Below are 25,764 nucleotides of genomic sequence, written 5' to 3'. Positions count from 1 at the left end.
GAACCGTGGCGCGGGGGCCGGATTACGCTCGACGATGCCCGGCGTGGGCGGCGCGGCACGTGACGAGACGCGCATCCGCGGCCGCGTTTTCGGATGCATCGACCCCCTGGCCGTCCGGCGATCCGTCGGCGACCGCCTCAAGCGGAGACCACCCATGCTTACCCGGACCTTTGCTCGCACGCCTATCCTGGTCGCCGGCTGTTCCGCTCTTGCCCTGGCGGCCTGCAGTCCTGCGGCGGAGCCGCCGGCGCCCCCGGAGGCCGACGCCTCGGCTCAAACCCAGGAGCCGATGGCCATGGCGCAGACGCCGTTCTCCGCCGCCGAGGCCAAGATGCATGAAGCGATGATGTCCGCCATCGGCGCGGACGCGGGCGAGACATGGGCCCGCAAGATGATCCCCCATCACCAAGGGGCGCTGGACATGTCCGAAATCGTGCTTCGGGACACCCAGGATCCCGATATTCGTCGCATGGCGCAGAAGACCGTCGAGATGCAGACCGGCGACATCGCTGAGCTCCGTCGCTGGCTTGAGACGAACGTGGGCGCAGCCGCCGGCGCCGCGGCTCCGGGCGGCAGCGCGGAGAATCCGTACGCGGATGCCGAGGCCAGGATGAAGGACGCCATGATGGCCGCGACCGGGGCTGACATCGACCAGACCTGGGCTCGCAAGATGATCGCGCATCACCAGGGCGCCCTCGACATGGCGCAGGTGGTTCTGCGCGAAAGCCAGGACGACGACATCCGGCGCATGGCGCAGAAGACGATCGAGATGCAGACCGCCGACATCGCCGAGCTTCGCGCCTGGCTGGACTCCCATCCGGCCAGCGCCGCCTGACCGGAAAACCTGGCCTGACTGAAGCGGGTTGTCGCGAAAGGAGCGATCTATGGAAGAGATGAAGACGATGGATTCGATGAAGGGGAGCTACCGGTCGTTCGGCTTCGAGCTCGTCGTGGACTTCATCATTATGTACCTGGTGATGTACACGATGATCGCGTCCCTCGATCATTTCTACTTCAATCTCAACAACGTCTACATGACGCTGATGATGGTCTCGCCGATGGCCATCCTCATGCTGATCTTCATGCGGTCGATGTATCCGTCGAAGCGGGCCAACCTTCTGATCGGCGGAGCCGCGGCTCTGGTGTTCGCGGTCAGCTTCTACGGCATGCGGACCCAGGCGGCGGTGGGCGACACCGAGTTCCTGCGTTCGATGATCCCGCACCATTCCGGCGCGATCCTGATGTGCCAGCAGGCGTCGCTGACGGATCCGGAAGTGCTCGGTTTGTGCGAGGAGATCGTCAGCTCCCAGGAAAGGGAGATCGCCGAGATGAAAGCCATTCTGGCGCGACGTTAATCCAGCGCCAGGCGGCGGTGATACCCGGCCCGGTCGGCTCTGCGGCAGCGTGTCGCGAGGGCCGACCGGGTCGCCTGCGTAAAACCCTATAGATCGTCGCCTCGCCGAGGCGCGATCCTGACTTTCAGGAGTATCATATGAAGCTGGATCGTCGAGTGCTGCTGCGCGGCGCCGTCGCGGGAGGCGGTCTCGCGGCCTTGCAGGGCTTGATGCCCGCCTGGGCGCAGACGGGGTCGCCGGGGCTGCGGGCGGATTTGCCGACCCTGACCGGCCCGAACATCGATCTGACGATCGGTCAGACACCCTTCACCGTGAACGGACGCACCGGGACGGCCACGACCATCAACGGCGTGCTGCCAGCGCCGGTCCTGAGGCTGCGCGAAGGCCAGAACGTCCGCTTGGCGGTGACGAACACCCTGGACGAGGACACCTCGATCCACTGGCACGGCATCCTGCTTCCTTTCCAGATGGATGGCGTGCCCGGCATCAGCTTCCCGGGCATCCGACCGCGAGAGACCTTCGTCTATGAGTTCCCGATCAGGCAGTCGGGCACCTTCTGGTATCACAGCCACTCGGGCTTGCAGGAGGCGCTCGGCCACTACGGTCCGATCGTCATCGATCCGGCCGGCGCCGATCCGGTCGCCTACGATCGCGAACATGTGCTGGTCCTGTCGGACTGGAGTTTCATGCATCCGCACGAAATCCTCGACAAGCTGAAGAAGAGCCCCGGCTACTTCAACCGGCAACGCACCACCCTCGCCGGGCTGATCTCCGGCGAAGACCGCATGAGCCTGGAAGAGCGGCGCATGTGGGGCCAGATGCGGATGGACCCGCGCGACATTCTCGACGTCAACGGCACGACCTACACCTATCTGATCAACGGCCATGGGCCTCAGGAGAACTGGACCGGCCTGTTCCGTCCGGGCGAGCGGGTCCGGCTGCGCATCATCAACGCCTCCGCCATGTCTATCTTCAATGTGCGCATCCCCGGCCTGCCGATGACCGTGGTCCAGGCCGACGGCGAGAACGTCCGCCCGGTCGAGACCGACGAATTCCAGATCTCGGTCGCCGAGACCTACGACGTCATCGTCCGCCCGACCGAGGATCGCGCCTACACCATCGTCTCCGAGGCCATCGACCGCTCCGGCATGGGCCGGGCGACCCTGGCGCCGCGCCTCGGCATGACCGCCGAGGTCCCGCCGCTCCGCGAGGTTCCCAACTTGACCATGAAGGACATGGGCATGGGGGATATGGGCGGCATGGGCGGCATGGATCACGGCTCCATGGGCGCCCAATCGGGCGCCATGGCGGGGATGGATCATGGGGCCATGACCGGCGCCTCCGGCGGAGCCATGGCCGGGATGGATCACGGCGCCATGGCGACGCAGTCCGCAGGGGCGATGACCGGGATGGACCACGGTTCCATGGGCGGGATGAACATGCGCGATCCCGACAACGCGCCGCCGGACATGGCGGTCGGCGTCGGCGTCGACGCCATCGCGATGGCGCCGGCCAATCGCATGGGCGAGCGCCCTACGGGACTGGCCGACGTGCCCCACCGCGTGCTCGTCTACACTGACCTGGTGGCGCTTGCCCCCAACAAGGACCAACGCCCGCCGTCGCGGACGATGGAAATCCACCTGACCGGCAATATGGAGCGGTTCATGTGGGGCTTCGACGGCCGCAAGTTCAGCGAGCTGGTCGAGCCGATCCGCTTCGAGCGGAACGAGCGCGTGCGGGTGACTCTGGTCAACGACACCATGATGGCCCACCCGATCCACCTGCACGGCCACTTCTTCGAACTGGTGACTGGAGGACCGGCGGGCCATCAGCCGCTGAAGCACACCGTCAACGTTCTTCCCGGGGGCAAGGTCACCTTCGACCTGACGGCCGACAACCCCGGCGACTGGGCCTTCCACTGTCACATGCTGATGCACATGCACGCGGGCATGTTCAACGTCGTCACCGTCCGCCCGATGGAAGGAGCCTCGTCATGATCCGTCGGTCCGTGGGTCTCGTCCCCCTGCTGCTCGCTGCCTCGGCCGGCCCCGTGTTCGCACAGAGCCACGCCGGGCACGGCGCCCCGGCGAACGCCGTCCAGCCCGCCCCACAGCTGCCAGCCGGTTGCGTCCGGCGAGGCGCTCCGACGGCCGATCCGGCCCGCGTCGGGACGCCCGGCGCGCCGGTCTGCCCGACCGGCGCCGTACCCGAGCGCGCGCCGGCGTCAGCGGATCCTCACGCCGGGCACGACATGTCGACGATGGGCCAGGCCGCGTCGGCTCCGGCCATGCCGGCGGGCCACGACATGTCGACCATGCCGTCCGGCCAACAGCCGGCCGCCGCCGGCCAGCCGGATCCCCATGCCGGGCACGACATGTCGACGATGGGCCGGGCCGCGCCCGCTCCGGCCATGCCGGCGGGCCACGACATGTCGACCATGCCGTTCAGCCAACAGCCGGCCGCCGCCGGCCAGCCGGATCCCCACGCCGGGCACGACATGTCGACGATGGGCCGGGCCGCGTCGGCTCCGGCCATGCCTGCGGGCCACGACATGTCGACCATGCCGTCCGGCCAGCCGGATCCTCATGCCGGGCACGACATGTCGACGATGGGTCAGATGCCTCCGGGCCATGACATGTCGATGATGGCGATGCCGCCTGACGTGCCCACCAGCGCGGACAATCCGGGACGCCCTCCGGAGACGTCTCCTCCGCCCGGGGCGACGAGCGGTCCGGCGCACGCCGCGGATATCTTGTTCGATCCTGCCGAGATGGCGGCGGCGCGCGAGCAGTTGCGGGTCGAGAACGGCGACGTGCGGACCACGGCCGTGATCATCGATCAGCTCGAAGCGAGTTTCGGCGACAACGAAGAAGGCTACGCCTGGGACGCTCAAGGCTGGACCGGCGGCGACATAAATCGCTTCTGGTGGAAGTCGGAAGGGGAGGGCGACTTCGACGGCGAGGTCGAGGAAGCGGAAATCCAGGCCCTCTACAGCCGGGCTTTCCGGCCCTTCTTCGACTTCCAGACGGGTCTGCGGCAGACCTACCGTCCGGAAGGCGATCGAACCGATCTGGTCGTGGGCGTCCAGGGGCTGGCGCCCTATTGGTTCGAGGTCGATGCGGCGGCCTTCCTCTCCAACAAGGGTGAACTCACGGCGAGGGCGGAGGCTGAGTACGATCAGCGGATCACCAACCGCTGGATCGTGCAACCGCGCGCCGAAGTCGTGTTGTCGGCCGAGGACATCCCCGAGCTTCGGATCGGATCCGGCCTGACGTCGCTCCAGATCGGGGCTCGGCTGCGGTACGAGTTCCGCAAGGAGTTCGCCCCCTATGTCGGCCTGGAATGGACCAAGAGCTTCGGCAATACCGCGGACTTCCTTGAAGCCGATGGGCGAAGCTCGGAAGACACGCGACTGGTCGTCGGCATCCGGACGTGGTTCTAGCGACGGGCGACGGCCGGCCTTCGTCTGATCGCAGGCCTCGATGGGGCAGTCGCGGAGGTCGCCGAGGCGGGGCGTCCCCCGTCTCGGCGGCTTAGAAGAGCCGCGGGGATGTCTCGGGGACGCAGCCCCTTTCGGCCGTGGTCGTCGACCTCGACGATACGTTGATCTCGGCCTACCGCCGGCCGGATCTGGCGTGGAGGAGCGTCTGCCTGATGATGCAAGCCGAGCTCGGCGGCCTCGCGCCGGACGTGGCGGCGTCCGCCCTGACCCAGGCCGGCCATGCGTTCTGGCGAAACCCGACATGTCAGGGTCTCGGCCGCGCCGACCCAGAACACGCGCGGCGCCGCATCGCGGCTGCGGCCTTCGAGGCCCTGCGTCGGGAGGGGCATTCCGCACCGCCGTCCGAAACGGTCGCGCGGCTCGCCGACGCCTTCAGCCGGCGCCGAGACCAGGAGATGCGGCTCGAGCCCGGGGGCCGAGACTCTGTTGGTCGAGTTGCGTGACGCGGGATTTCGCCTTGCGCTTCTCACAATGGAGCCGGCCCGTTACAGCGCGCCAAGATCGAGCGGTTCGGTCTTGAACCTTACTTCGATCACATCCAGATCGAGAGCGGAGTCGGCGTGGGAAAGCCCTCTCCCGCAGCGTTCAGGCGCGTGTTCGCCGCCCTGGCCGTCGAAGTCGCCGATGTCTGCGTCATCGGCGACAGCCTCGAATGAGACATTCGCCCGGCCAAGGCGCTGGGCTGTTTCACCGTCCTCTATGATCCGGAATGGGTCCGGGAGGCCCAGCCCCCTTGCGGGGACGCTGATCTCGTGGTCCGGGCCTTGACCGGCTTGGCGCGCCGCCTTCCGACGCGCCAGACTCGGCGTGAATGATCGATCCATGCTCGGGGGGTCGCAAAGCCGACCCTCAATCAAGAAAAACGCCGCGCGGCGAACCGCGCGGCGTTCCTCACATCGGTTTCGGCCGCCCAGGAGGCGGGCGGCCGCCGCCTCAGTGGACCATGAAACGGACGACGCCGTTCATCTGATGGCCGTCGGCGCCCTTGGCCGTCCAGGCGGCGGCGTAGGAGCCGGGCGCAAGGGCGGGAAGCGGCGCGCTGACCGTGACTGCAGGCGGAGCGTCCGCGGACACGGCCACATCGACCGCCTGGTTCGAAGGTCCGCCGGTTACGCGAAGCGCCGTCAGGACCATGGGATGCGGAAAGGTGGCCGAAAAAGCGGTCGGGGCGGCGGCCAGCATCGCGTTGTCCGCCGGAACGGTCACGACGCCATTGGCCGGCGACTGCATGGCCGCGTGCTCCTGAGCTGACATGCCCGCGTGCGAATGGCTTTGGGCGTGGGCGAGAGAGAACGGCGCCAGAGCCGCAAGGGCGGCGAGACTGGCGAGCATTGAACGGTTCATCGGGAACTCCTGGGTTGAAGCGAACTACGGATTGGGCGGCATGGTCATGCCGTCCATCTTCGACATGTCATGACCGTCCATCTTCGACATGTCGTGGCCGGCCATGGGGTCGGCAGGCGGCGGCGTCGGGGCGGGCTCTGGCGCCGGCCGGGCCGTCGAAGCTCGCGGCGGCGCGGCCGGGGTGGACGCGGCCTGGGCCGGCGGGGCGGCCTGCGACGGGGTCGCCTCAGGCGTCGCGACCGGCGCGGCTTCCATCGGAGCCATCGCCGAGGCGTTCGGCGCCGGCTCGGCGTCGACGGGCTGAGGCTCGGCGGCCGGCTGGCAGGCGCCCAGGCTGATCGCCCCGGCGGCGGCGAGGATCGGCAGTCTCATGTGGCAAGCTCCTGATCAAAAAGGGCGACGGTCCGGTCGGTTTCGGCGACGCCTTCATACTCAATTACGCGGGCGAGCGCCGCGACCCTCGCCATCCGGGTTCAAGCCATCATTTCGGCTCCGACCCGACGTCGGCCGGGCCGCTCAGGACGTCGAACAACTTGCGGCGGGCGCGGGCCACGCGCGTCTCCACCGTCTTGACGGTCACGCCAAGAATGCCGGCCGCCTCCGCCTGGCTGCGGCCCTCGATCGCGGTGAGCAGAAGCGGAGCCTTGAGATGCGGGGGCAAACCGCTGATCGCCTGGTTCAGACGGGCGAGCCGGTCGCCGGCCTCCATGCGTTCATCCGCCGGCGCGTCGCCGTTCGCCACGGACATGGCTTCCGGCGACGCCAGATCCACGTCGCCCCGGATCAGTCGTCGGACGAACCGGCGCCGGCTCCAATCGCGGCATTTGTTGAGCGCTATGGTCCGGATCCAGGCCTCGAAGGGCCGGGTCGGATCATAACGGTGGATATTGACCCAGGCCGCCGCATAGGTCTCCTGTAGCAGATCCCACGCATCCTGCTCGTCGCCGACATAGCGCCGGACGAAGCGGAACAGGGCCGTCTTGGTCTCCTGCATCAGGGCGCTGAAGGCCGCCCGATCGCCGCCGGCGGCGCGCGCTGACAGGTTGTCTGGAGTCTCCACCCGGAACGCTAGCCTTCGTCGGGCGCGAGAGCCGCCACGATGCGGTCGTCGAAGACGTCGGCCTGGGCAGGTGTCAGCACCGATCGCATCTCGAAGACGTGGGCGATCGTCTCCTTCTGCAGGGCGCCCATGGCGACGTGGAAATGGTCGACCGCCGCCTGCACCTCGGGCCCATCGCCGTCGCTCCGTTCGATCGCGCGAGCCAGCTCCTGGTTGGCCGCGCGGACATCGGCTTCGAGGGCGGGCCGGCGCGCGGCGAACCGGGCCTCGACCGCCTCGATGCGCGTCAACTGTTCGGGCGAAAGCACGAGATCATGGTGGACGATGTCGTGCAGGGACGGCGGTTCGCGCCGGCTCAGCACCCAGCTGGCGCTGATCCAGGTGCCCGCGCCGCTGGCGACCGCCGCCAGCACGGCCGTCAGGACGATCGCCGGCCAGCCGCGCATCATCGGCCGGTCTCCAGTCTCACCAGAGGCGAGAGGCCCGCATCGACCGTGAAGATGGCCATCTCTCCGGGCGGACTCGGAGCGGCGGCCGCGCCGACGCCGCCGGCCGTCAATCCGGTGGCCAAGGCCATAGCGACCGCGCCGAGGCGCAGCTGCGTGGCGAGTCTTTCGCCGCGAAGCGTCTCGACCCGGCTCCAGACGAGGGGTTCGAGCCCGTCGAGCGACCGGCCGATGGGCGACGTCGCGGACTCCGCCAGAATGTCATCCAGTTTAAGCGACATCGAACACTCTCCTTGCGCCCCTGACTCCTACTACGGCCAAACCCGTGAAATCCCTCGGGCGAGGGGGCGGACCTCGCGCTGCGTAGATAGCAGAAGGGACAGATGTGGAGAGGGCTAATGGGACTACGCGGATTTCTCCCGGGATTGGCGGTTGTGCTCGCCCTATCGGTGAGCGCGCCCGCGATCGCGCATGAGGATCATGACGCCCCGGCGGTTCGCGGTCAGAGCGCCGCGTCGACCGCCGAGGGACCGCGATCGGGCATGATGGCCATGCCCGGCATGGCGGCCGACATGGACCACGGGGCCATGATGGCGGACGAGAGCCCCAAACCCATGCCGCAACGCCTCTACCGCTGGCTTGGCGCCATGCATCCGGCCGCGGTCCATTTCCCGATCGCCCTGTTTCTCGTCGCCGCCCTCCTCGAGATCGCCGCCCTGACCCTTCGGCGGCCGGTCCTGACCCAGGGCACACGCGTCATCATCGTCCTGGCGGCCGTCTCCGCGGTCGCCGCGGCGGCCCTGGGGTGGTTCGCCATGGGGATGCCTGGGCGGGACGACGCGACCCACAGCTATCACCGGTGGCTCGGCACTTCGATCGCGGCGCTGGGCCTGCTGAGCTGGTGGGCGAAGGAACATTGGGTCCGCCGGCCGGGGCCGGGGCGCGAGAGGGTCTACCTCGGCCTGTTGACGATCACCGCCGTCGCCGTTGTGATCAACGGTCTGCTGGGCGGCATGCTGACCCACGGGATGAGACATCTGATGTTCTGAGGCGCGCCGTCGACCAGGCCTATCGCTTTTCACCCGCCGCCCGACGATCCTTCGCGGCCCGGCGAACAGGAGTCTGACCCACGATGTTTCGTTCAACCTTCGCCGGACTGGCGCTCGCCGCTGTCCTCGCCACCGCGTCCCAGGCTCAGACGACCGACGAGCAACAGGTCCGCGCCGTGGTCACCGCCTACAAGACCGCCATCGAGCAGATGGATGTGTCCCAGACGCCGGCCTTGTTCTGGGCCGACTCGGAAATCTTCGAGAACGGCGGCGTGGAGGGATCGTTCGCCTATTACCTGGAGCATCACCTGGGTCCGGAGTTCGACGATCTCGCCGGTTTCGACTTCCGCGACCACGACATGAAGGTCGAGGTCGACGGCGACACCGCCTTCGTGAGCGAGACCTACACCTATCACATCACCTTCAAGGACAGCGCCCGCGCCCCCATAGACCGCCGCGGGGCCGCCACCAGCGTCCTGCGCAAGCGGGGTGACGAGTGGAGGTTCGATATCTATCACTCATCGGCCCGGCCGTTCCGTCCGGCGGCCTGACCGCGGCCTCGACCGGCAGCCGGCGACCTTCAAAACATCCTTCATCCCAGAACCCATGGCATCCATGCTCCTTCCGCTTTCACGTCGTCGCTTTCTCGCCTCGGGAACCGTCGCCCTCGCCGTCGCGGCCTGCGCCCCGGGCGCGCGCGCGTCCAACGAACTCGCGGTCTACAAGACCCCGACCTGCGCCTGTTGCACGGCCTGGGTGGATCACATGCGCGCCGCGGGCTTCGAGGCGCGGATCAACGAACTCCCGAGCCTGCGCTCGATCCGCAGCACCCAGGGCGTGCCCGAAGCGCTCGCCTCCTGCCACACCGCCCTGATCGGCGGCTATGTTCTGGAGGGTCATGTGCCGGCCGAGGACGTGCGCCGGCTTCTGGCCGAGCGCCCGCAGGCCGCCGGCCTGGCGGTCCCGGCGATGCCGCTGGGCTCGCCGGGCATGGAGACGCCCGACGGCCAGCGCGAGCCCTATGAGACCCTGCTGATCCTCGAAGGCGGCGGCACGCGCGTCTTCGCGCGCCACGGCTAGGCGAGGCGGGGGCATGAAGGTTCTCAAACTGTCGACCCAGCTTCACAAATGGGTCGCGCTCGTGGTCGGACTACAGATCCTGTTCTGGGTGGGCGGCGGTCTGGTGATGACAGCCATTCCGATCGAAACGGTGCGCGGCGAACATCGGGCGGTCGAGTTCAAGCCGGAACCGCTCGAGCTCGGCGGCCTTCCGGCGCTCGGCGAGATCGCCCGCCGGGCGGGGATCGCCCCGGTTGAGGCGGAGCTTCGCGCGACGCCGCTCGGCCCGGCCTGGACCCTGCAGCCGGAGACGGGGGAACCGGTCGTCGTATCCGCCGTCACCGGCCGGCCGTTCGGGCCGATGTCGGCCGGCGAGGCCTCGGTCTTCGCCAAGCGCGCCTACAAGGGCGAGGCGGGGGTCTCGCGAGCCGTGCTCCTGAACACGGCGCCCGAGGAGACCGGGCGGACGGGGCCGTTGTGGCGGGTGGACTTCGCGGACCGGGAAAAGACGGCCTTCTACCTGTCGCCCGCCACCGGGGAGGTGGTGACGCGCCGCTCGGGCGTCTGGCGATTTTACGACTTCTTCTGGCGCCTCCACGTCATGGATTGGAACGACGGAGAGGATTTCAACCACCCCCTGATCATCCTCACCACGGCGCTGACGTTGAGCATCGTCGTGTCGGGGTTCATTCTTTTGTGGATTCGGCTCTCACGGGACCTGAAGTCGGCGCGCGCCTCCCGGCGCGCCAAAAGCGTTCAATAAGGTTTAGGGCGTTGACCGCGAGGGCGGTCGCTTGACACGCCGGAACGATGGGCGTGGGATGAAAGCGCATGTGGAATATCGTCCGCACTCTCTTGTTCGCCTTGGCGGTGGCCGGCTTTGTCGGGCAGTCGTCGGCGCACGCCACCCCGTATCAGGTGTTCGAAGCGACGGGCGGCCAGGCGGAGATGGACTGCGCCGAGATGATGGTGATGGCGGACGAACCCTCAGGCGGGCCGACGGCTCCCTGCGATGAGATGACGCCGGATTGCATCGCCAAGATGGGCTGCGCCGCCGTGGCGGCGCCCATGCCGCCGGCGCCGACCGTGCAACGCCCGTCCCCGCGGCGGGGGATCAGGTTCGACACCGTCGATGTCGTGCGAGAGGGCGCCGGCCCGCTTCCGCTCAAGAATCCGCCGAAACGGCTGGCGTAGACCGCTTTCGCTGATCGGAAGGCCGCGCGCCGTCACGCGGCGGTCGCCGATCGATTTGAGCCCTTCGCCGATGTCCCGCCTCTACGGCGGAACCGATGGTTTCGAGGAATTTCATGACCGTTCGTTTGAGGTCGGCGACACGCGCGTCCGCGTGTTCGCCGCCCCGTGTCCTTTCGCGCTTCGCGGCGCGCGCCGAGGCCTCGATTCCGTGCCGGCGCCGTGGGCTGACCGCCGGCGGGGCCATCCTTCCCGCCGCCGTTCTGCTGCTGAGCGTCTGCACCGCGCCGGCCAAGGCCGACCCCCAGACGTTCGACGAGGCCTTGGCCCGCGCGGCGTCCAGCGCACCCCGCCTGCGCGCCAGCGCCTTGAGTGTCGACGCCGCCCGTGCGGCCGCGCCGGCGGCGGGGCTTCTGCCGGACCCCCGGCTCACCGTCGGTCTCGACGGATATCCCGTGACCGGGCCATTCGCCGGTCAGCTCGATGAAGACTTCACCATGCTCAGGATCGGCGTCGAGCAGGAGGTGCCGAGCCGCGCGCGCCGTCGCGCCGAGCGCGACATCGCCGAGGCGGCGATCGGCGTCGCCGGCGCCGAGGAGTCGGTCGCACGACGCGAGGTTCGGGTCGCGGCGGGCCTGGCGTGGATCGACCTGTTCTATGCCGAACGCCGCCTCGCGGCGCTGGACGCGTTGTTGGCGACCTTGCAACCCTTGTGGGACGCGGCGCCGGCCGGCGTCGCATCGGGCGCCTATCGGCCCGCCAACGCCCTGGGGCCCGTTCAGCTCAAGGCCGCTCTTGACGATCGCCGCAGCGGTCTCGCCGCCGACATCGACAAGGCGCGCGCTGAACTGGCCCGGTGGACGGGGGACGCCGAGCCGGAAACGGTCGGCCCCCCGCCGCAGGACGAGCTCGACGGGGTCGCCTTGCAGAGCGGCGTCACCCAGCTGCCGACCGTGCGGGCCTTTGGAGCCGCCGCGCGCCGCGCCGAAGCCGAGGTCGATCTGGCCCGCGCCGGGCGCCGGCTGGACTGGTCGTTCCAGGCGAGCTACGCCCGTCGCGACGAGCGTTTCGGCGACTTGTTCTCCGTCGGCGCGAGCGTGCGGTTGCCGATCTTTCCAGGACAGAGGCAGGATCCGGTCATCGCCGCGCGCGCCGCTGACGCGCTGCGGGTGACCGCCGAGCGGCAGGACGCCGAACGCGCGTTGATCGCGTCGCTGCGGAGCGCCCTGGCCGAACACGCGGCGGCTAGGGATCAATGGCTCCGGTCGCGCGACGTCGTCCTGCCCACTGTCCTGCAGAGGTCCGAACTCGAAACCGCCAGCTATGCGGCGGGCCGGGCGGGCATCGTCGACGTGCTCGAAGCCTTCACCGCCGTGGCAGACGCCCGGCTCGACACGCTCGATCGCGAGGCCGCCGTGATGCGCCAGGTGGTCGAGATCACGCTCACCTATGGGAACGACGACCGATGAACGTCCTTCGCGACAAACGGCTGGGCGTCGCCATGGGCGCGCTTCTTCTGCTCGGCATCGGCGTCGGGACCGGCGTCCTGCTCGCCCCGCGCCTGGATGGGGTCGCCGGCGAAGCTGCCGAGGGGGGAGGGGAGCGCGAGATCCTCTACTGGTACGATCCCATGATTCCGAACGAACGTTACCCGGGGCCGGGGAAGTCGTCGATGAACATGGACCTCATCCCCAAATACGCCGACGAGGGGGGAACGAACGCCGCCCCCGGCGTCCGGATCGATCCGGCGCTGACCCAGAACCTCGGGGTCCGCTACGCCACGGCCCGCCGGGGCGACCTGGAGGGTGATCTCAGCGCCACGGCGATCATCGACTACAATGAACGCGACATCGCGGTCGTGCAGTCGCGCGCCGACGGCTTCGTGCAGCGGGTCTACAACCGCGCGCCGGGCGACGTGATCGCGGCGGGGGCGCCGCTCGTCGATCTGCTCGTTCCGTCTTGGGGCGGAGCCCAGACGGAGTATCTGGCCGTGCGGCGCACCGGCGATGCGCCCCTGATCCAGGCGGCGCGGCAGCGACTGGTGCTGTTGGGCATGTCCGAGGGCCTGATCGCCTCGGTGGAACGCAGCGGGCGGACGCGGAACACCGTCACGATCTCAGCGCCCACCGGCGGCGTGATCAAGACGCTGGGCGTGCGCGCCGGCATGAGCGTCGCCCAGGGCATGACCCTGGCCGAGATCAACGGCCTGGCCACCGTCTGGGTCAACGCCGCCATCCCGGAGGCGCTGGCCAGCCGGCTGGGAGTGGGGCAATCCGTCGAGGTGAGCCTGGCCGCCTTCCCGGGCGAGCGGTTCACGGGCCGGTTGACCGCCCTGTTGCCGGAGCTCGCCGGCGACAGCCGCACGGTCACCGCACGGATCGAGATGGCCAATCGCGGGGGACGGCTGCGCCCCGGGATGTTCGGCCGGATCACCTTCGGCGGCGGGTCGACCCCGGCGCTTCTCGTGCCGACCGAGGCGGTGATCCGAACCGGAGAGCGCGACCTCGTCATGCTCGCCCTGCCCGAGGGCCGCTATCGACCGGCCCAAGTCCGGATCGGACGGGAAGCAGGAGGACAGACCGAGATCCTCGCCGGTCTGAGCGAGGGCGAGCGGGTGGTTGCGTCGGGTCAGTTCCTGATCGATTCAGAAGCCAGTCTGTCGGGCGTGGCGGCGCGGCCGATCGGCGGGACCGCCGCGTCCGCGCCGGCGCCGCGCCCGAGGTCTGCGCCATGATCGCCGCCGTCATTCGGGCCTCGGTCAAGGGGCGCGTCCTGGTTCTGATGGCCGCCCTCGCCCTGCTCGCCGCGGGCCTGTTCGCGGTGCGCAGCACGCCGGTCGACGCCCTGCCGGACCTCTCGGACGTGCAGGTCATCATCCGCACGTCCTATCCGGGGCAGGCGCCCCAGATCGTCGAAAACCAGGTCACCTATCCGCTCGCGACGACCATGCTGTCGGTGCCCGGCGCGCGGACGGTGCGAGGCTATTCCTTCTTCGGGGACAGCTACGTCTATGTGCTGTTCGAGGACGGAACCGACCTCTATTGGGCCCGATCACGGGTGTTGGAATATCTCAGCCAGGTGCAGGCGCGGCTTCCCGCGACCGCCCAACCGGCGCTTGGCCCGGACGCCACCGGCGTGGGCTGGGTCTATGAGTACGCCCTGGTCGATCGCACGGGTCGCACCGATCTGTCGCAGCTGCGAAGCCTGCAGGACTGGTTCCTCCGCTACGAGCTGAAGACCGTGCCGGGGGTCGCCGAGGTCGCCAGTCTGGGCGGCATGGTGCGGCAGTACCAGGTGGTGCTCGACCCCGTCAGGCTCGCATCATACGGGGTCACCCATCAGGCGGTGGTGGAGGCCCTCCAGCGCGCCAACGGCGAGACGGGGGGCTCGGTGCTCGAACTCTCCGAGGCCGAGTACATGGTGCGCGCCAACGGCTATCTGACTGAGCTCGACGACTTCCGGGCCGTGCCGCTCCGCACGGCGGCCGGAGGGGTGCCGATCAGCCTCGGGGACGTCGCGACCATCCAGATCGGCCCGGAGACGCGGCGCGGCATAGCGGAGCTGAACGGCGAAGGCGAGGTCGCGGGCGGCGTTGTCATCCTGCGCTCCGGGGCGAACGCCCGCGCGACGATTGCGGCCGTCGCCGAGAAACTCCAGACGCTCAAAGCCGGACTTCCCCCGGGAGTCGAGGTGGTGACGACCTACGATCGCTCGCAGCTCATCGACCGGGCGATCGACAATCTCAGCGGCAAACTGATCGAAGAGTTCATTGTCGTGGCCCTGGTCTGCGGCCTGTTCCTCTGGCACGCCCGGTCGGCGCTGGTCGCCATCCTGACCTTGCCCCTGGGGGTGCTGGCGGCCTTTCTGATCATGAATCTTCAGGGCGTGAACGCCAACATCATGTCGCTGGGCGGCATCGCCATCGCCATCGGGGCCATGGTCGATGCGGCTGTGGTCATGATCGAGAACGCGCACAAACACATCGAGCGATGGGAACACGACCACCCCGACCAAAAGCTCGTCGACGAGGATCGCTGGAAAGTCATCACCGAGGCCGCCGTGGAGGTCGGGCCCGCGCTGTTCCTCAGCCTGTTGATCATCACCCTGTCGTTCATTCCGGTGTTCAGCCTCCAGGCCCAGGAGGGGCGGTTGTTCGCGCCGCTGGCCTTCACCAAGAGCTATGCGATGGCGGCGGCGGCGATCCTGTCGATCACGCTCGTGCCGGTTCTGATGGGGTACCTGATCCGCGGACGGATTCCGGCCGAACAGAGCAATCCGATCAATCGCTGGCTGACCCGCCTCTATCGGCGACCGCTGGACTGGGTGCTGCGTCATCCCAGGAAGACGCTTGTGGCCGCACTGCTGGTCTTCGCCACCACGGCCTGGCCTCTCAGCCAGCTGGGCGGCGAGTTCATGCCGGCCATGGACGAGGGCGACCTGCTCTATATGCCGACGGCCCAGCCAGGCCTATCCGCGGCCAAGGCGGCGGAACTGTTGCAGCAGACGGACCGGATGATCCGCACGGTGCCTGAAGTGGCGACCGTATTCGGAAAGGCCGGCCGGGCCGAGACCGCTACCGATCCGGCGCCGCTGGAGATGTTCGAGACCATCATCCAGTTCAAGCCACGCGATGCGTGGCGGCCCGGCATGACTCCGGAAAAACTGGTCGAAGAGCTGGATCGCGCGGTCCAGGTCCCCGGACTGGCCAACGTCTGGGTCCCTCCCATCCGCAATCGCATCGACATGCTGGCGACGGGCATCAAGAGCCCCGTGGGCGTCAAGGTGTCCGGCGCCGACCCGGCCGCGATGGACCGCATCGCGGCCGAGGTGGCCGAGGTCGCCAAGACCGTGCCGGGCGTGACCTCGGCCCTGGCCGAACGCCTGACCGGCGGGCGCTACGTCGACATCGACATCGACCGGCGCGCGGCGGCCCGTTACGGCCTCAACATCGCCGATGTCCAGTCGATCGTCTCGGGCGCCGTGGGCGGGGAGACGATCGGTCAGACGGTGGAGGGGCTCGCCCGCTATCCGATCAGCGTCCGTTATCCGAGAGAATTGCGCGACAGTCTGGAGCAACTGCGCGCCCTACCGGTTCTGACGCCCTCGGGTCAGCAGATCACCCTTGGAACAGTCGCCGATCTCCAGATCGCGGACGGCCCTCCGATGCTGAAGTCCGAGAACGGCAGGCTGACCACATGGGTCTATGTCGATGTTCGGGGACGCGACCTCGCGTCTGTCGTCGCCGAGTTGCGTCAGGCGGTCGCCAGCGAAGTCGATCTCGCTCCGGGCGTCAGCATCGCCTACTCGGGCCAGTTCGAATACCTGGAACGGGCGGCCGAACGGCTCAAGATCGTTGTTCCGGCCACGCTCGTGATCATCTTCATACTGCTCTATCTGACCTTCGGTCGCTTCGACGAAGCCCTCCTCATCATGGGCACTCTGCCGTTCGCCCTCACCGGCGGTTTCTGGCTGCTTTATCTGATGGGCTTCGACCAGTCGGTGGCGACGGGCGTGGGCTTCATCGCCCTGGCCGGCCTTTCGGCCGAGTTCGGCGTGGTGATGCTTATCTATCTCAAGCATGCGCTGAAGGACCGAGGGCCTGATCCCGACCGCCAGCAGGTCGAGGACGCCGTTCGCGAAGGCGCGCTGCTGCGGGTCCGTCCCAAGGCGATGACGGTCGCCGTGATCCTGGCCGGTCTGTTCCCGATCCTGATCGGCCACGGCGCGGGCTCGGAAATCATGAGCCGGATTGCCGCGCCGGTGATCGGAGGCATGATCACGGCGCCTTTGCTCTCGATGCTCGTTATCCCGGCGGGCTATCTTCTTCTCAGGCGCCGCAAGGCCCGCTCAGCACCCTCAACCCAAGGAGCGACTCCATGACCCGAACCCTTATCGCCCTCGCCGGCTTGACCATGGCGCTGTCGGCCTGCGGCCAACCTGCGGACACGGCCCCCGCCGAACCCAACGCCGCGGCTCCCGTGGACACCGCGTCCACCGCCGGCGCTGCGGACACGGCGACGTCTCCCGATGCGGCGCCTAGGTCCGGCAGCGGCGTCGGCGTGGTCACCGCCGTGGATGCGGCGGCCGGCGCCGTGACGATCGATCACGAGGCCATTCCCGCGGTGGGCTGGCCGGCGATGACGATGAGCTTCAAGGCGAGCCCCGCCGTGGTTCAGCAGGCCGCTGTCGGGGATCGCGTCCAGTTCGACCTGGAGGTTCAGGGCAACGCCGGCGAGATCACCGCGATCCGCCCGGAATAGGCCGCCTTGCCTTCGTTCGCGCGGCGCGTCGTCCCGCGCGAACGCACGCGGGACGGGGGTCGCTCAGCGGCTCGACGGGGTGATCGTGCCGGCGCCCTCCCGGCACGCCTGTTCGCAGCGGCGGCAGGCCTCCGCGCAGATGCGGCAGTGCTCATGCATCTCCGCGTGCTTGTCGCACTCCGCGGCGCAGGCGGCGCAGGTGTCGGCGCAAGCCTCGAGCAGGCCCTTGATGACCGCCTCGTTGCTCCCCGTGCGGCGCGCGCCGACCGCGCCGGCGGCCGCACAGACGTCGGCGCAGTCCAGGTTTAGCCGAATACACTGGACGAGGTCGGCGACCATTTCTTCACCGAGACAGGCGTCAGCGCAGATGCGGCAGGTCGCGGCGCATTCGTAGGCCGCTTCGACGGCGCGGATCAGCGCGTCGTTGGTCGAGCCTTTGACGTGAGGATGGGCGCTGATCATGGATTGGATATGCATGGAACTCTCCGATGGCGAACTCGGTCAACCGACCGGACCGGCCGACGTTCCCCGGTGACCGCCGTGCGCCGTGAAACGTGAACGGCCTGCCGCCCTGCCTGTCCGCACAGTCCGAAGGGACTGACCTGCGGTCCGCGAGCGCCCTGTCCTTCACCCGAATTGGCTAAGCGACGAGCATCGCATTGGGGATGGGAACACAGAGTTCCTCTGCCGCAAGGTGGCCCGGGTTCAAACGCCTGACCGAGCGCAACCACGCCCTTGAACGGGAAAGCGGGGGTCGAACGATACGGAGACGCTCGCGGACGCGAAGGTTCACATCGCGTCGAGGTGGGCGTCGATCCGCGCCAGGATCGCCTCCAGGCTCGGCTGTTCGCGATAATAGAGCGCCCGGGTTTGGTCGTAGGCCTCGGCATAGCGCCGACGCGTCGCCGCATCCGCGAGGGTGAAGGCGGGGTTGTCGCGCAGGACGGGCTCGTCGGCGGCCGGAAAGCGCGTGCGCTTGTGCTCGAGATAGGCGTCGGCGCCGATGAAGCCGAGGACCTGTTCGTCCGCCAGGAGGCAGTAGACGTCGTAGTAGTGGCGCATGAAGTTGGTCGGCATCTCGCCCGATGCCTGTTGCCGGCGATATTTGGTGGAGATGGTCTGCAGCTTCTCGATGAGCGTATAGCCCGGGTCGTAGCAGCGGACATCGACGGCGCGGTTGTCGATCAGGTCATCGACACCTGCGGCGCTCGCGCGATCCCAGGCCCACGACGAGATGAGGCGCGGCGCGTTCGGAGAGACCTGGTCGAAGCCGGCTTCGAGAAGCACGCCCGCCTTGACGCCCTGCGGCAGGGGCGTCAGTTCCGGATAGATCAGGCGGATGCCGGCGCTGAAAAGTCTGTCGTTGTCGAAGGCGTGGTCCCTCAGAACCTCGACGATGCCCGGAATGGCGAGCTGGGGCACGAGGCCGTCGAAGAAGGCGCGCCTCCGATCGATATGGGCGGGTTTGGTGTGATTGCGTCCCGTCGGCAACGGTTCCGTCGGGTGGATGAGGATGTCGATGTCCTCGGAGAACCGGTCGATCAGGCCGTAGCCCTTGGACAGGGAGGTCCCGCCCTTGAGTTCGAACGCCATGCCGAGCTGCTGCAGGCCCCAGAGGACATGCATGATCCAGTAGTCCTTCTCGACCAGGGCCGGGTCGACCGCCATCTCGCCCGCGACCACCTCGATCAGGGCGGCGTAGTCTTCGGTGTCGTGGAGAAGCGGCATCGGCGTCAGGCCGCCTGAAACGCCTGGCTTACCAGGCGACCGGCGCGAACCGAGCCGAAATCGCGCGCGGCCTTGGCCAGGCGGACCGGATCCATGGATCGCGCCCGTTCCAGCGCCCGAGGCAAGAGCTCGGCCTTGTCCTCCGCCAGCCGGTCCATCGTCTGCAAGAGATCGACCAGCAGCACCTCCTGCGTCAGGCGCGCCGGAACGGAGGGCTTCTTGCGAAAGTCGTAGGTTCGGCCGCCGAGTTTGAAGCGGCCGTGACGCTTGAGATTGTAGACGACCGGCTCGTTGTACAGCTGCGTCGCGCCGACTCCCAACCCGTTGAACGCGCTGGGAGACACCATCAGGAAGCGGTCATCCTTCAGAAAGGCCTCGACCAGCTTCTCGGGCCTGGCCGGCGCCTTGCCGAAACGGGTCCGGCGGGGCGCCATATAGACGCCGCCGGACACCTTCTCGAGCCGACCTTCATCCAGAAGCTGGCGGACGTGTCGGTCCACCGCATTCGACCAACGCTCCAGATCCTGACGGCGATAGACCTGCCCAGGACGCAGCCGCTTCTTCAGATCATTCAGGGCCGACATGGTCACCTCCGGGTTCGGATGTGGGATCGCTCGACCGATAATGCAACGTATTTCGTTTAAATTCCATGCAGACCGTCGTTGTGTCTTGCCTGGCCGCGAACGCTCGCCAGCCTGCCGGACCAAAACTGCGACGACGGACCAGGGCCGACGCCTGCCGTCGATGGGGCCACACGCACATGAGAGACGCGACCGTAGCCTGTGAAGCTGTTCGAACGACGCTGTTGTTTCGGGCCTAAGTTGCATCCATGATCACGGCAAAGGTCGGGGAGATGAACGTGGAGACCAGCTGTCAGGACGCGCCGCGACGCGGCGCCCGGACAAGATGACTGAGGCGCGGCAGACGTTCTCGGCTGCGGAATCGGGGCTCGGATTCATCTACCAGCCTCGGCTGGCGCTTCTCAGGCTTCTGTCCTTGCCCGAAAGCACCTCGCTTCTCATCGAGAAGAGCGACGACCTCGAGTTCGATGCGACGGGCGGCCGCAAGACGCTGGCCTCGTTGAAGCACAAGGCCGCCGGCGACAGGCTGACGGACCTTGACGTCGACTTCTGGAAGTCCTTGAGGGTGTGGCTGGCCCATTACATCGATGACGGCAGGATCGGTTCGAACGCCGACTTCGTCCTCTTCACCACCGCGACCGTCGCGCCCGGATCGGAGCTGGCCCTGTTCGCCCAGGAGGGCAGCGACCCGGCGGCTCGAGCGGAAACCGCTGCAACGCTTCTCGATCGCAGCACGTCCGCGACCATCGGCAAGACCAAGACCGAGATGGCCAAACTGACCGAGGCCGAGCTTGCCGACTTCTATGGCCGCATCCTCATTCTGGATGGCAGCCCGCGCATCGACACGATCCCGCAGATCGTGCTCGACCAGCATCTCAGAACCGTCCGCCGGGAGGTCCGGGGTCCGCTGTTCGAGCGTTTGGAGGGCTGGTGGATGGATCTGATGATCAAGGTGCTCACGGGAGAGCGGACGGATCCGGTTCACGGTCAAGAGGTGTCCGACAAGCTCTCATCCCTTGCGGAGGAGTACCGCGCCGACAGTCTGCCCATCACCTTCCGCGGTCGGATGCCCGACGGCGAGATCGACGTGGCCAATGACACGCGGCTGTTTGTCGAGCAGCTCCGCGATCTCGACGTTTCGCCGGCGCGCATCCAGCACGCGATCATCGACTACTACCGCGCCTTCGAGCAGCGTTCGAGCTGGGCGCGGGAAAACCTCCTGATCTCCGGGGAAATGGAGGAATACGAGGACCGGCTGATCGAGGAATGGAGCCGCTTCCGGGCCATCGTCTTCGAGACCCTTGATGACGCCAGCGGCGACGACGCTTTCAAGGCCGCCGGCCGAGAACTCTATAAGTGGGCCGAAACGGAGACCGGAGAGCTGCGGATCAGGGAGCGCGTGACCGAGCCCTACGTCGTTCGCGGCGCCTTCCACATCCTCGCCAACGCCCGGCCCATGCCGCGCGTGCACTGGAACCCCGCCTTCCTGAAGCGTCTCGGCGAGCTGCTCGGGGTAGCCGCATGAAGCGGTGGGACCTTCGCCCCGTCGAGATCAGGAACCTGTTCAACCCCGCCTTCTGCGGACTCGTCCTGTTCAGGGCGCTCACGGCCTATGAGGATGAAGACGCGCGCGGCATGCCGTTCTCGCTGTCCCTGCTCATCCTGCCGCTTTGCCTGCAGCGGGACGCGCGCGAGACCCTGGCCAGATCCAATCGCAGCTATTTTCTGAAGATCGTCGCGGCCAACCCGCAGATGCTCGTCGACCTGCCGAAACGAACGACGGATCTCCTGCCGTTCGCGTTCGAGGCCCTGGGCGTGCTGATGCAGCTCGGCGTCATCGCCGTCGCGCCGGACGGGCGGCTGCAAACGGTGCGCGATGGCGTCCGCAAGGGGATCGCTGGAACGCCCGAGTCCATCTCCTGCCAAAGGGTGGCGAAATTCCTTGGCCGCGAGTTCGCCCAGATCGGCGATCGCGTCACAATCTATACGACCCTGGGGGTCCGACCATGAAGATCAAGTCGATCCACCTCTACAGCTATGACGGTCGCAGGCGAGATCTGTCGTTTCATCTCAACGGCCTGAACGTCATCACCGGTCGCTCTTCGACCGGCAAGTCGGCGCTGTCGGAGATCATCGAATACTGCATGGGGCGCTCGACCTTCAACATTCCCGAAGGGGTGATCCGCGACCGCGTGAGCTGGTTTGCCGTGATCTACCAGTTCGCCGGAGAGCAGGTGCTGGTGGCCAAGCCGTCGCCCGGCGCGGGGCGGAGCAGTTGCAGCACCGCCATGGTCCGGCGTGGCGCCGAGATCGCCGCTCCGGATTACGCGGACCTGCTGGTCAACGACGATGACAGCGGCGTCGAAACCCTGCTGTCGCGGATGATCGGCATTCCCGAAAACACGACGGCCGTGCCGCTGGAGAACAGCCGGGAGAGTTACGACGCCAACATCAAGCATACGGCCTACTATCTGTTCCAGAAGCAGACGATCGTCGCCAACAAGGACCAGCTATTCTACCGGCAGAACGAACCCTTCCAGCCGCAGGCCATCAAGGACACCCTTCCCATCCTCCTCGGCGTCTCCTCGAGGAACCGCTACGAGCTGGAGGCCCAGCTCAGAACGGTGCAGCGCGACCGACGCCTCAACGGCAAGCTGCTTGAGCAGGCCAGGGGCGCGGTCGAAACTTCCGAGGAGAGGGCGCTCGGGCTGGTGTCGGAAGCGCGCGGCGTCGGCGTCTTCGCCGCGGATCGCGGCGCGGGCGAGCCCGTGGTCAGCCTCCTGCGAAACGCCCTGTCATGGACCCCGGCGCCCGTGCCGGAGGACGACGGCCAGAGGGTCGCCGCCATCGAGACCGAGCTGTTCGGCCTTCGCGAACGGCGTCGTGAAACCCAGCGTCGGATCGATGCGGCCGTCCAGTTCGCCAAGAGATCCGAAGGCTTCCAGAGCGAGGCTGGCGAACAGCGTGATCGGTTGGCCTCCATCAAGGCGCTGCCGACGAACAAGGACACGGGCGAATGGCAGTGGCCCTTCGCCGAGGCCAATCTGGCTCTGTCGAGCCCGATCGCGGGCATGCTCCTCGCGGAGCTCGAATCCCTGGAGCAGGAGATGAACGCCGTTCGGGGCGAGCGCCCCGCCCTCGACGCCTATCTCGTGGATCAACGCGCGGCTCTCGGATCCATAGGAGATCAGATCCGCACGAAAGAGGTCGAGCTGTCGGCGGCCATCGCCTCGAACGAGGTCATCGCCCAGATGGGCAACCGCAACAACGCCGCCGCCCGGGTTGTCGGGCGGATCAGCCTCTTCCTGGAGAATCTTGTCCCTGACGCCGAAATGACCCGTCTCGAGGCCGAGGAAAAACGCCTGAAGACGAAGGCGGACGATCTTGAGCGGAAGATCGGCGCCGATGATTCCGGAGAGCGGCTCGCATCGACGCTGAACAACATCTCCATGCACATGTCGCGGTACATCACCGATCTCGGCGGCGAGTTCGGTCAGTATCCCGCGCGCCTCGACATGCACAATCTCACGGTGGTGATCGACCGCCCCAGCCGGCCGATCTACATGCCGAGGACGGGCGGCGGCGAGAACCATCTCGCCTATCACCTGGCGGCGTTGCTCGCGCTTCACCGGTTCGCCGCCAACAATCAGCAGCCCCTGCCGCGCTTTCTGCTCATCGATCAGCCGACCCAGGTCTATTTCCCGTCCGAGACCCTCTACGAAGCGGCCGGCGGATCGATCGAAAGAACCGAGGAGGATGCGGATCTGGAAGCCGTCCGCCGCCTGTTCGAGGTGCTCCGGCGCTTCGGAGAGGAGGACGCAAAGGGGTTCCAGATCATCGTCACGGAACACGCCAACCTCCGCGACGACTGGTTCCAGTCGGCGCTCGTGGAGCAGCCGTGGACCAAGCCGCCGGCGCTCGTTCCGGACGACTGGCCGGATGAGACCGCCGAGCCATCGTCGGTCGGCCCGTCCTAGGCGCTGACCGTTGGCGGACCGTCCGCGATCAGCCAGGACATCCGATGGGCGGCCGGATCGCCTTCTTGTCCTTTCGGGCGGGGCACAGCACATCTGGATCAAGCTGCAGTGGGAGGCCAACCGGCTGAAGGCCGCCCGGGAAGCCACGCCCTTCGACCTCATCTCGACGCTCTACGGCGCCATCGACTTTGCCATCACCGCCCAGTCCTTGGAGGACTGGACGATCAGGGCCCTGACCCAGCGCGACCGTCGCAACGGGCTGAACGCCGGCGCCTACCGCAAGGCCATCGCGGCGGCGGTGCCGATGCAGCCCGCGTTTCGCGACATCGCCAACACCGCCAAACACGGCGAATACCGCGACGACAACTGGTTGGGCGGAACGGTCGAACTGGTGCACACGCCGGGCTTCACGGGAACGGCGCGAGAGTATGTGCTGATCTACCACGGGGAGGGGGCGACCGCTCAGACCAGTCTGGAGGTGTTCGATCAGGCCACTCTGCAGTGGCGCCTCTACCTGACCCGAATGCGCGTCCCCGGCTTCGAGGGCTTGCCCGCTCGCTGACAGCGGCTCCGCGCCCACCTGTCGATCACCGGGCGCCTCTGACGTCCTTCTCAGGCGTGGGTGTTCGCGGCTCCGCACAGCGCATGATCGTGCAGCACTTCAATCACCCGGCAATCCGAAACCCGGCCTCCGGCGCATTCAGCGGACAGCCGGGTCAGTTCCATCTCGAGCCGCTGCAGTTGATCGATGCGTGAGCGCACGGCGGCCAGGTGACGCTCGGCGAGCGCGTTGGCTTCCGCGCAGGGGCGGTCCGGATGGTCGGACAGGTCCAGCAGAGAGCGGATGGCGTCGAGGTCGAAGCCAAGCTGCCGCGCGTGGCGGATGAAGGAGAGCCGGCGAACCGCCGCATCGTCATACAGCCGACGGTCGCTATCCGAGCGATCGGGAACAGGCAGAAGGCCTGCCTGCTCATAGAATCGGATGGTCGGAACCTTCACGCCGGTGGCCTTGGACAGCTTGCCTATTGGGAAGGGACGTTGCGCCGGGTCGATCATGGTCAGTGAATTACGCGCTTGATCCTCTAGTCGCTAGAGCAATTACAAGGACGGCATGAGCACGTCCGAAGTCCAGAGTTGTTTGACCCGCCCCTCCGCGAGTTGCTGCGGCCACGAGGTCAAGTTTGACGGAGCCTCGCCCGCCTATCGACGGGTGCTGGTCGTCGTCATCGGCTTGAACCTCGTGGGGTTCGCCGCCCTGGTGATCGGTGGCCTAATGCAGGGCTCGACCGCCTTGGCGGCCAATGCGCTCGACTTCCTCGCAGACAGCGCGACCTACGCCATCAGCCTGTGGGCCATCGGCAAGTCGGTTCGGGTCCGATCCGGCGCCGCGACGCTCAAGAGTTTCAGCCTGCTCGCCATGGCGGTGTCGGTTCTCGGCTATGCGATCTGGCGGGCGATGACGGGACAGCCGCCCGAAGGCTCGGTCATCACCGGCCTGGGCCTGTTCGGGTTCGCCGCGAATCTCGTCGCTGCGCTGTTGCTCGTGCGCTATCGCGACGGCGACGCCAACGTCCGTTCGGTCTGGCTGTGCACCCGCAACGACCTCGTCCATAGCCTGGGGGTGGCGGCCGCGGGCGGTCTGGTCTGGCTCACCGGCGCGCGCTGGCCCGATCTTGTCGCGGGCGTTCTGCTCGGCGCGGTCTTCCTCCACTCCGCGGTGTCGATCCTGATCCAGGCGCGCCAGGAGCGGCGCGCGACGGCCTGAGACGCGACAATAAAGGTTATTGATCGGAAACCTATCGATGCTAGGCAGGGGTATGGTCGGACAGAGGTCCAGAACAGGTTTGCTGGCGGCGCTCATCGCGCTGGCCTTCGCTGTGTTCGCCTTCGTCCCGGCGGTCGATGCCGCGACCTGCGGCGTCGAGCCCGCCGCGGCCCACGGCCAGGCCCTGATAGACGCCGACCAGGGCGGGGACGCCTCAGGTCCTGAGACGTCCCACGGCGTGTGCAACCACGGACACTGTCACCACGGGGGTTCGGTCGCGCCGAACAGCGCCGCCACGCCGCCGTTGACCGCGCCCCACGCCCGCGACCTGCCGTGGCGTACGGTCGAGACTTTGCTGTCCCGGACTCCGGGCGGATTGGAACGCCCTCCCAGAGCCTGACGCGACCTCCGCGCGATCAACCGCGCTCGTCACGTCGAAAACTCTGG

30 protein-coding genes are annotated in these 25,764 nt (G+C 67.7%); 21 read left to right on the top strand and 9 right to left on the bottom strand.

What is annotated here, in order from left to right:
• Positions 1–34 precede the first annotated feature (34 nt).
• The 6 genes from AC07XS_RS00840 to AC07XS_RS00815 all read left to right on the top strand — a co-directional run bounded on the left by AC07XS_RS00840 (position 35) and on the right by AC07XS_RS00815 (position 5,513).
• A complete protein-coding gene (locus AC07XS_RS00840; RefSeq protein ID WP_321207912.1) occupies positions 35–835 on the top strand; it encodes a DUF305 domain-containing protein in 801 nt (266 codons plus the stop codon).
• A 49-nt stretch (positions 836–884) separates the two neighbouring features.
• The gene (locus tag AC07XS_RS00835; protein ID WP_182713169.1) at positions 885–1,355 is read left to right on the top strand and encodes a DUF305 domain-containing protein; all 471 of its coding nucleotides are present in this window, start codon (positions 885–887) and stop codon (positions 1,353–1,355) included.
• A 137-nt stretch (positions 1,356–1,492) separates the two neighbouring features.
• Positions 1,493–3,352 (top strand): copper resistance system multicopper oxidase, encoded by a 1,860-nt coding sequence (locus tag AC07XS_RS00830; RefSeq protein WP_182713168.1) that lies wholly within the window; start codon positions 1,493–1,495, stop codon positions 3,350–3,352.
• On the top strand, positions 3,349–4,797 hold the full coding sequence (locus tag AC07XS_RS00825) for a copper resistance protein B (RefSeq protein ID WP_321207911.1): 1,449 nt from the start codon (positions 3,349–3,351) through the stop codon (positions 4,795–4,797). The genes AC07XS_RS00830 and AC07XS_RS00825 overlap by 4 nt, the downstream gene beginning before the upstream one ends.
• Positions 4,798–4,934: 137 nt before the next feature.
• Positions 4,935–5,300, top strand: coding sequence for a hypothetical protein (locus tag AC07XS_RS00820; protein WP_182713167.1), 366 nt, complete (start codon positions 4,935–4,937; stop codon positions 5,298–5,300).
• A 6-nt stretch (positions 5,301–5,306) separates the two neighbouring features.
• On the top strand, positions 5,307–5,513 hold the full coding sequence (locus tag AC07XS_RS00815; RefSeq protein WP_182713219.1) for an HAD-IA family hydrolase: 207 nt from the start codon (positions 5,307–5,309) through the stop codon (positions 5,511–5,513).
• Between the two features lie 277 nt (positions 5,514–5,790).
• On the opposite strand, the gene AC07XS_RS00810 is transcribed toward AC07XS_RS00815, so the two are convergent.
• From AC07XS_RS00810 to AC07XS_RS00790, 5 genes are all read right to left on the bottom strand, one after another.
• Positions 5,791–6,201 (bottom strand): copper resistance CopC family protein, encoded by a 411-nt coding sequence (locus AC07XS_RS00810; RefSeq protein WP_321207909.1) that lies wholly within the window; start codon positions 6,199–6,201, stop codon positions 5,791–5,793.
• A 24-nt stretch (positions 6,202–6,225) separates the two neighbouring features.
• The gene (locus AC07XS_RS00805; RefSeq protein ID WP_182713166.1) at positions 6,226–6,573 is read right to left on the bottom strand and encodes a hypothetical protein; all 348 of its coding nucleotides are present in this window, start codon (positions 6,571–6,573) and stop codon (positions 6,226–6,228) included.
• 109 nt (positions 6,574–6,682) lie between these two features.
• Positions 6,683–7,261, bottom strand: coding sequence for an RNA polymerase sigma factor (locus tag AC07XS_RS00800; protein WP_321207908.1), 579 nt, complete (start codon positions 7,259–7,261; stop codon positions 6,683–6,685).
• An 8-nt stretch (positions 7,262–7,269) separates the two neighbouring features.
• Complete coding sequence (locus tag AC07XS_RS00795) at positions 7,270–7,710, bottom strand: periplasmic heavy metal sensor (protein WP_182713165.1); 441 nt, start codon at positions 7,708–7,710, stop codon at positions 7,270–7,272.
• Complete coding sequence (locus AC07XS_RS00790) at positions 7,707–7,988, bottom strand: hypothetical protein (RefSeq protein WP_321207907.1); 282 nt, start codon at positions 7,986–7,988, stop codon at positions 7,707–7,709. The genes AC07XS_RS00795 and AC07XS_RS00790 overlap by 4 nt, the downstream gene beginning before the upstream one ends.
• 168 nt (positions 7,989–8,156) lie before the next feature.
• Between AC07XS_RS00790 and AC07XS_RS00785 the strand changes: the two genes are divergently transcribed.
• From AC07XS_RS00785 to AC07XS_RS00745, 9 genes are all read left to right on the top strand, one after another.
• Positions 8,157–8,756, top strand: coding sequence for a DUF2231 domain-containing protein (locus AC07XS_RS00785; protein ID WP_182713164.1), 600 nt, complete (start codon positions 8,157–8,159; stop codon positions 8,754–8,756).
• 83 nt (positions 8,757–8,839) lie between these two features.
• Positions 8,840–9,307: a nuclear transport factor 2 family protein gene (locus tag AC07XS_RS00780; protein ID WP_182713163.1), complete on the top strand. Its 468-nt coding sequence runs from the start codon at positions 8,840–8,842 to the stop codon at positions 9,305–9,307.
• 64 nt (positions 9,308–9,371) lie between these two features.
• Positions 9,372–9,836 (top strand): DUF411 domain-containing protein, encoded by a 465-nt coding sequence (locus tag AC07XS_RS00775; protein ID WP_182713162.1) that lies wholly within the window; start codon positions 9,372–9,374, stop codon positions 9,834–9,836.
• 13 nt (positions 9,837–9,849) lie between these two features.
• Positions 9,850–10,578 (top strand): PepSY domain-containing protein, encoded by a 729-nt coding sequence (locus AC07XS_RS00770; RefSeq protein ID WP_182713161.1) that lies wholly within the window; start codon positions 9,850–9,852, stop codon positions 10,576–10,578.
• A gap of 68 nt (positions 10,579–10,646) precedes the next feature.
• Complete coding sequence (locus AC07XS_RS00765) at positions 10,647–11,009, top strand: hypothetical protein (protein WP_182713160.1); 363 nt, start codon at positions 10,647–10,649, stop codon at positions 11,007–11,009.
• 113 nt (positions 11,010–11,122) lie between these two features.
• A complete protein-coding gene (locus tag AC07XS_RS00760) occupies positions 11,123–12,475 on the top strand; it encodes a TolC family protein (RefSeq protein WP_182713159.1) in 1,353 nt (450 codons plus the stop codon).
• Positions 12,472–13,740, top strand: a complete 1,269-nt coding sequence (locus AC07XS_RS00755; RefSeq protein WP_182713158.1) for an efflux RND transporter periplasmic adaptor subunit — start codon at positions 12,472–12,474, stop codon at positions 13,738–13,740. The genes AC07XS_RS00760 and AC07XS_RS00755 overlap by 4 nt, the downstream gene beginning before the upstream one ends.
• Entirely contained in the window at positions 13,737–16,886 is a 3,150-nt protein-coding gene (locus tag AC07XS_RS00750; RefSeq protein ID WP_182713157.1) for an efflux RND transporter permease subunit, read from the top strand. The genes AC07XS_RS00755 and AC07XS_RS00750 overlap by 4 nt, the downstream gene beginning before the upstream one ends.
• Positions 16,883–17,266 (top strand): copper-binding protein, encoded by a 384-nt coding sequence (locus AC07XS_RS00745; RefSeq protein ID WP_182713156.1) that lies wholly within the window; start codon positions 16,883–16,885, stop codon positions 17,264–17,266. Before AC07XS_RS00750 ends, AC07XS_RS00745 begins: the two co-directional genes overlap by 4 nt.
• A 63-nt stretch (positions 17,267–17,329) precedes the next feature.
• On the opposite strand, the gene AC07XS_RS00740 is transcribed toward AC07XS_RS00745, so the two are convergent.
• The 3 genes from AC07XS_RS00740 to AC07XS_RS00730 form a co-directional block, all read right to left on the bottom strand.
• Positions 17,330–17,743, bottom strand: coding sequence for a four-helix bundle copper-binding protein (locus AC07XS_RS00740; RefSeq protein ID WP_182713155.1), 414 nt, complete (start codon positions 17,741–17,743; stop codon positions 17,330–17,332).
• 312 nt (positions 17,744–18,055) lie between these two features.
• Positions 18,056–18,994 (bottom strand): nucleotidyl transferase AbiEii/AbiGii toxin family protein, encoded by a 939-nt coding sequence (locus tag AC07XS_RS00735; RefSeq protein ID WP_182713154.1) that lies wholly within the window; start codon positions 18,992–18,994, stop codon positions 18,056–18,058.
• Between the two features lie 5 nt (positions 18,995–18,999).
• The gene (locus AC07XS_RS00730; protein ID WP_182713153.1) at positions 19,000–19,578 is read right to left on the bottom strand and encodes a hypothetical protein; all 579 of its coding nucleotides are present in this window, start codon (positions 19,576–19,578) and stop codon (positions 19,000–19,002) included.
• Positions 19,579–19,990: 412 nt separating this feature from the next.
• Here AC07XS_RS00730 and AC07XS_RS00725 point away from each other — a divergent pair, with 412 nt between their 5' ends.
• Genes AC07XS_RS00725 through AC07XS_RS00710 form a run of 4 tightly spaced genes read left to right on the top strand, consistent with a single transcriptional unit; the run spans position 19,991 to position 24,114 of the window.
• Positions 19,991–21,100: an ABC-three component system protein gene (locus AC07XS_RS00725; protein WP_321207906.1), complete on the top strand. Its 1,110-nt coding sequence runs from the start codon at positions 19,991–19,993 to the stop codon at positions 21,098–21,100.
• Positions 21,097–21,585, top strand: coding sequence for a three component ABC system middle component (locus AC07XS_RS00720; protein WP_182713151.1), 489 nt, complete (start codon positions 21,097–21,099; stop codon positions 21,583–21,585). Before AC07XS_RS00725 ends, AC07XS_RS00720 begins: the two co-directional genes overlap by 4 nt.
• Positions 21,582–23,552 (top strand): DUF3732 domain-containing protein, encoded by a 1,971-nt coding sequence (locus tag AC07XS_RS00715; RefSeq protein WP_182713150.1) that lies wholly within the window; start codon positions 21,582–21,584, stop codon positions 23,550–23,552. The genes AC07XS_RS00720 and AC07XS_RS00715 overlap by 4 nt, the downstream gene beginning before the upstream one ends.
• Before the next feature lie 10 nt (positions 23,553–23,562).
• The gene (locus tag AC07XS_RS00710; protein ID WP_182713149.1) at positions 23,563–24,114 is read left to right on the top strand and encodes a hypothetical protein; all 552 of its coding nucleotides are present in this window, start codon (positions 23,563–23,565) and stop codon (positions 24,112–24,114) included.
• 50 nt (positions 24,115–24,164) lie between these two features.
• Here AC07XS_RS00710 and AC07XS_RS00705 read toward each other — a convergent pair whose 3' ends face one another.
• Entirely contained in the window at positions 24,165–24,608 is a 444-nt protein-coding gene (locus AC07XS_RS00705; RefSeq protein WP_182713148.1) for a MerR family DNA-binding protein, read from the bottom strand.
• Positions 24,609–24,762: 154 nt separating this feature from the next.
• Between AC07XS_RS00705 and AC07XS_RS00700 the strand changes: the two genes are divergently transcribed.
• Positions 24,763–25,317: a cation efflux transmembrane domain-containing protein gene (locus tag AC07XS_RS00700; RefSeq protein ID WP_321207905.1), complete on the top strand. Its 555-nt coding sequence runs from the start codon at positions 24,763–24,765 to the stop codon at positions 25,315–25,317.
• A 79-nt stretch (positions 25,318–25,396) separates the two neighbouring features.
• Positions 25,397–25,717: a hypothetical protein gene (locus AC07XS_RS00695; RefSeq protein WP_182713146.1), complete on the top strand. Its 321-nt coding sequence runs from the start codon at positions 25,397–25,399 to the stop codon at positions 25,715–25,717.
• Positions 25,718–25,764: the final 47 nt, after the last annotated feature.

The sequence above is a fragment of the Brevundimonas sp. GW456-12-10-14-LB3 genome (genome assembly GCF_059424365.1).
This window is presented reverse-complemented; position numbering and strand designations above follow the sequence as displayed.

Coding starts and splice junctions, on each gene's coding strand:
- AC07XS_RS00840 (WP_321207912.1), top strand. CDS start 35: ATGCCCGGCGTGGGCGGCGCGGCACGTGACGAGACGCGCATCCGCGGC.
- AC07XS_RS00835 (WP_182713169.1), top strand. CDS start 885: ATGGAAGAGATGAAGACGATGGATTCGATGAAGGGGAGCTACCGGTCG.
- AC07XS_RS00830 (WP_182713168.1), top strand. CDS start 1,493: ATGAAGCTGGATCGTCGAGTGCTGCTGCGCGGCGCCGTCGCGGGAGGC.
- AC07XS_RS00825 (WP_321207911.1), top strand. CDS start 3,349: ATGATCCGTCGGTCCGTGGGTCTCGTCCCCCTGCTGCTCGCTGCCTCG.
- AC07XS_RS00810 (WP_321207909.1), bottom strand. CDS start 6,201: ATGAACCGTTCAATGCTCGCCAGTCTCGCCGCCCTTGCGGCTCTGGCG.
- AC07XS_RS00805 (WP_182713166.1), bottom strand. CDS start 6,573: ATGAGACTGCCGATCCTCGCCGCCGCCGGGGCGATCAGCCTGGGCGCC.
- AC07XS_RS00795 (WP_182713165.1), bottom strand. CDS start 7,710: ATGATGCGCGGCTGGCCGGCGATCGTCCTGACGGCCGTGCTGGCGGCG.
- AC07XS_RS00790 (WP_321207907.1), bottom strand. CDS start 7,988: ATGTCGCTTAAACTGGATGACATTCTGGCGGAGTCCGCGACGTCGCCC.
- AC07XS_RS00780 (WP_182713163.1), top strand. CDS start 8,840: ATGTTTCGTTCAACCTTCGCCGGACTGGCGCTCGCCGCTGTCCTCGCC.
- AC07XS_RS00775 (WP_182713162.1), top strand. CDS start 9,372: ATGCTCCTTCCGCTTTCACGTCGTCGCTTTCTCGCCTCGGGAACCGTC.
- AC07XS_RS00770 (WP_182713161.1), top strand. CDS start 9,850: ATGAAGGTTCTCAAACTGTCGACCCAGCTTCACAAATGGGTCGCGCTC.
- AC07XS_RS00765 (WP_182713160.1), top strand. CDS start 10,647: ATGTGGAATATCGTCCGCACTCTCTTGTTCGCCTTGGCGGTGGCCGGC.
- AC07XS_RS00760 (WP_182713159.1), top strand. CDS start 11,123: ATGACCGTTCGTTTGAGGTCGGCGACACGCGCGTCCGCGTGTTCGCCG.
- AC07XS_RS00755 (WP_182713158.1), top strand. CDS start 12,472: ATGAACGTCCTTCGCGACAAACGGCTGGGCGTCGCCATGGGCGCGCTT.
- AC07XS_RS00750 (WP_182713157.1), top strand. CDS start 13,737: ATGATCGCCGCCGTCATTCGGGCCTCGGTCAAGGGGCGCGTCCTGGTT.
- AC07XS_RS00745 (WP_182713156.1), top strand. CDS start 16,883: ATGACCCGAACCCTTATCGCCCTCGCCGGCTTGACCATGGCGCTGTCG.
- AC07XS_RS00740 (WP_182713155.1), bottom strand. CDS start 17,743: ATGCATATCCAATCCATGATCAGCGCCCATCCTCACGTCAAAGGCTCG.
- AC07XS_RS00735 (WP_182713154.1), bottom strand. CDS start 18,994: ATGCCGCTTCTCCACGACACCGAAGACTACGCCGCCCTGATCGAGGTG.
- AC07XS_RS00730 (WP_182713153.1), bottom strand. CDS start 19,578: ATGTCGGCCCTGAATGATCTGAAGAAGCGGCTGCGTCCTGGGCAGGTC.
- AC07XS_RS00720 (WP_182713151.1), top strand. CDS start 21,097: ATGAAGCGGTGGGACCTTCGCCCCGTCGAGATCAGGAACCTGTTCAAC.
- AC07XS_RS00715 (WP_182713150.1), top strand. CDS start 21,582: ATGAAGATCAAGTCGATCCACCTCTACAGCTATGACGGTCGCAGGCGA.
- AC07XS_RS00705 (WP_182713148.1), bottom strand. CDS start 24,608: ATGATCGACCCGGCGCAACGTCCCTTCCCAATAGGCAAGCTGTCCAAG.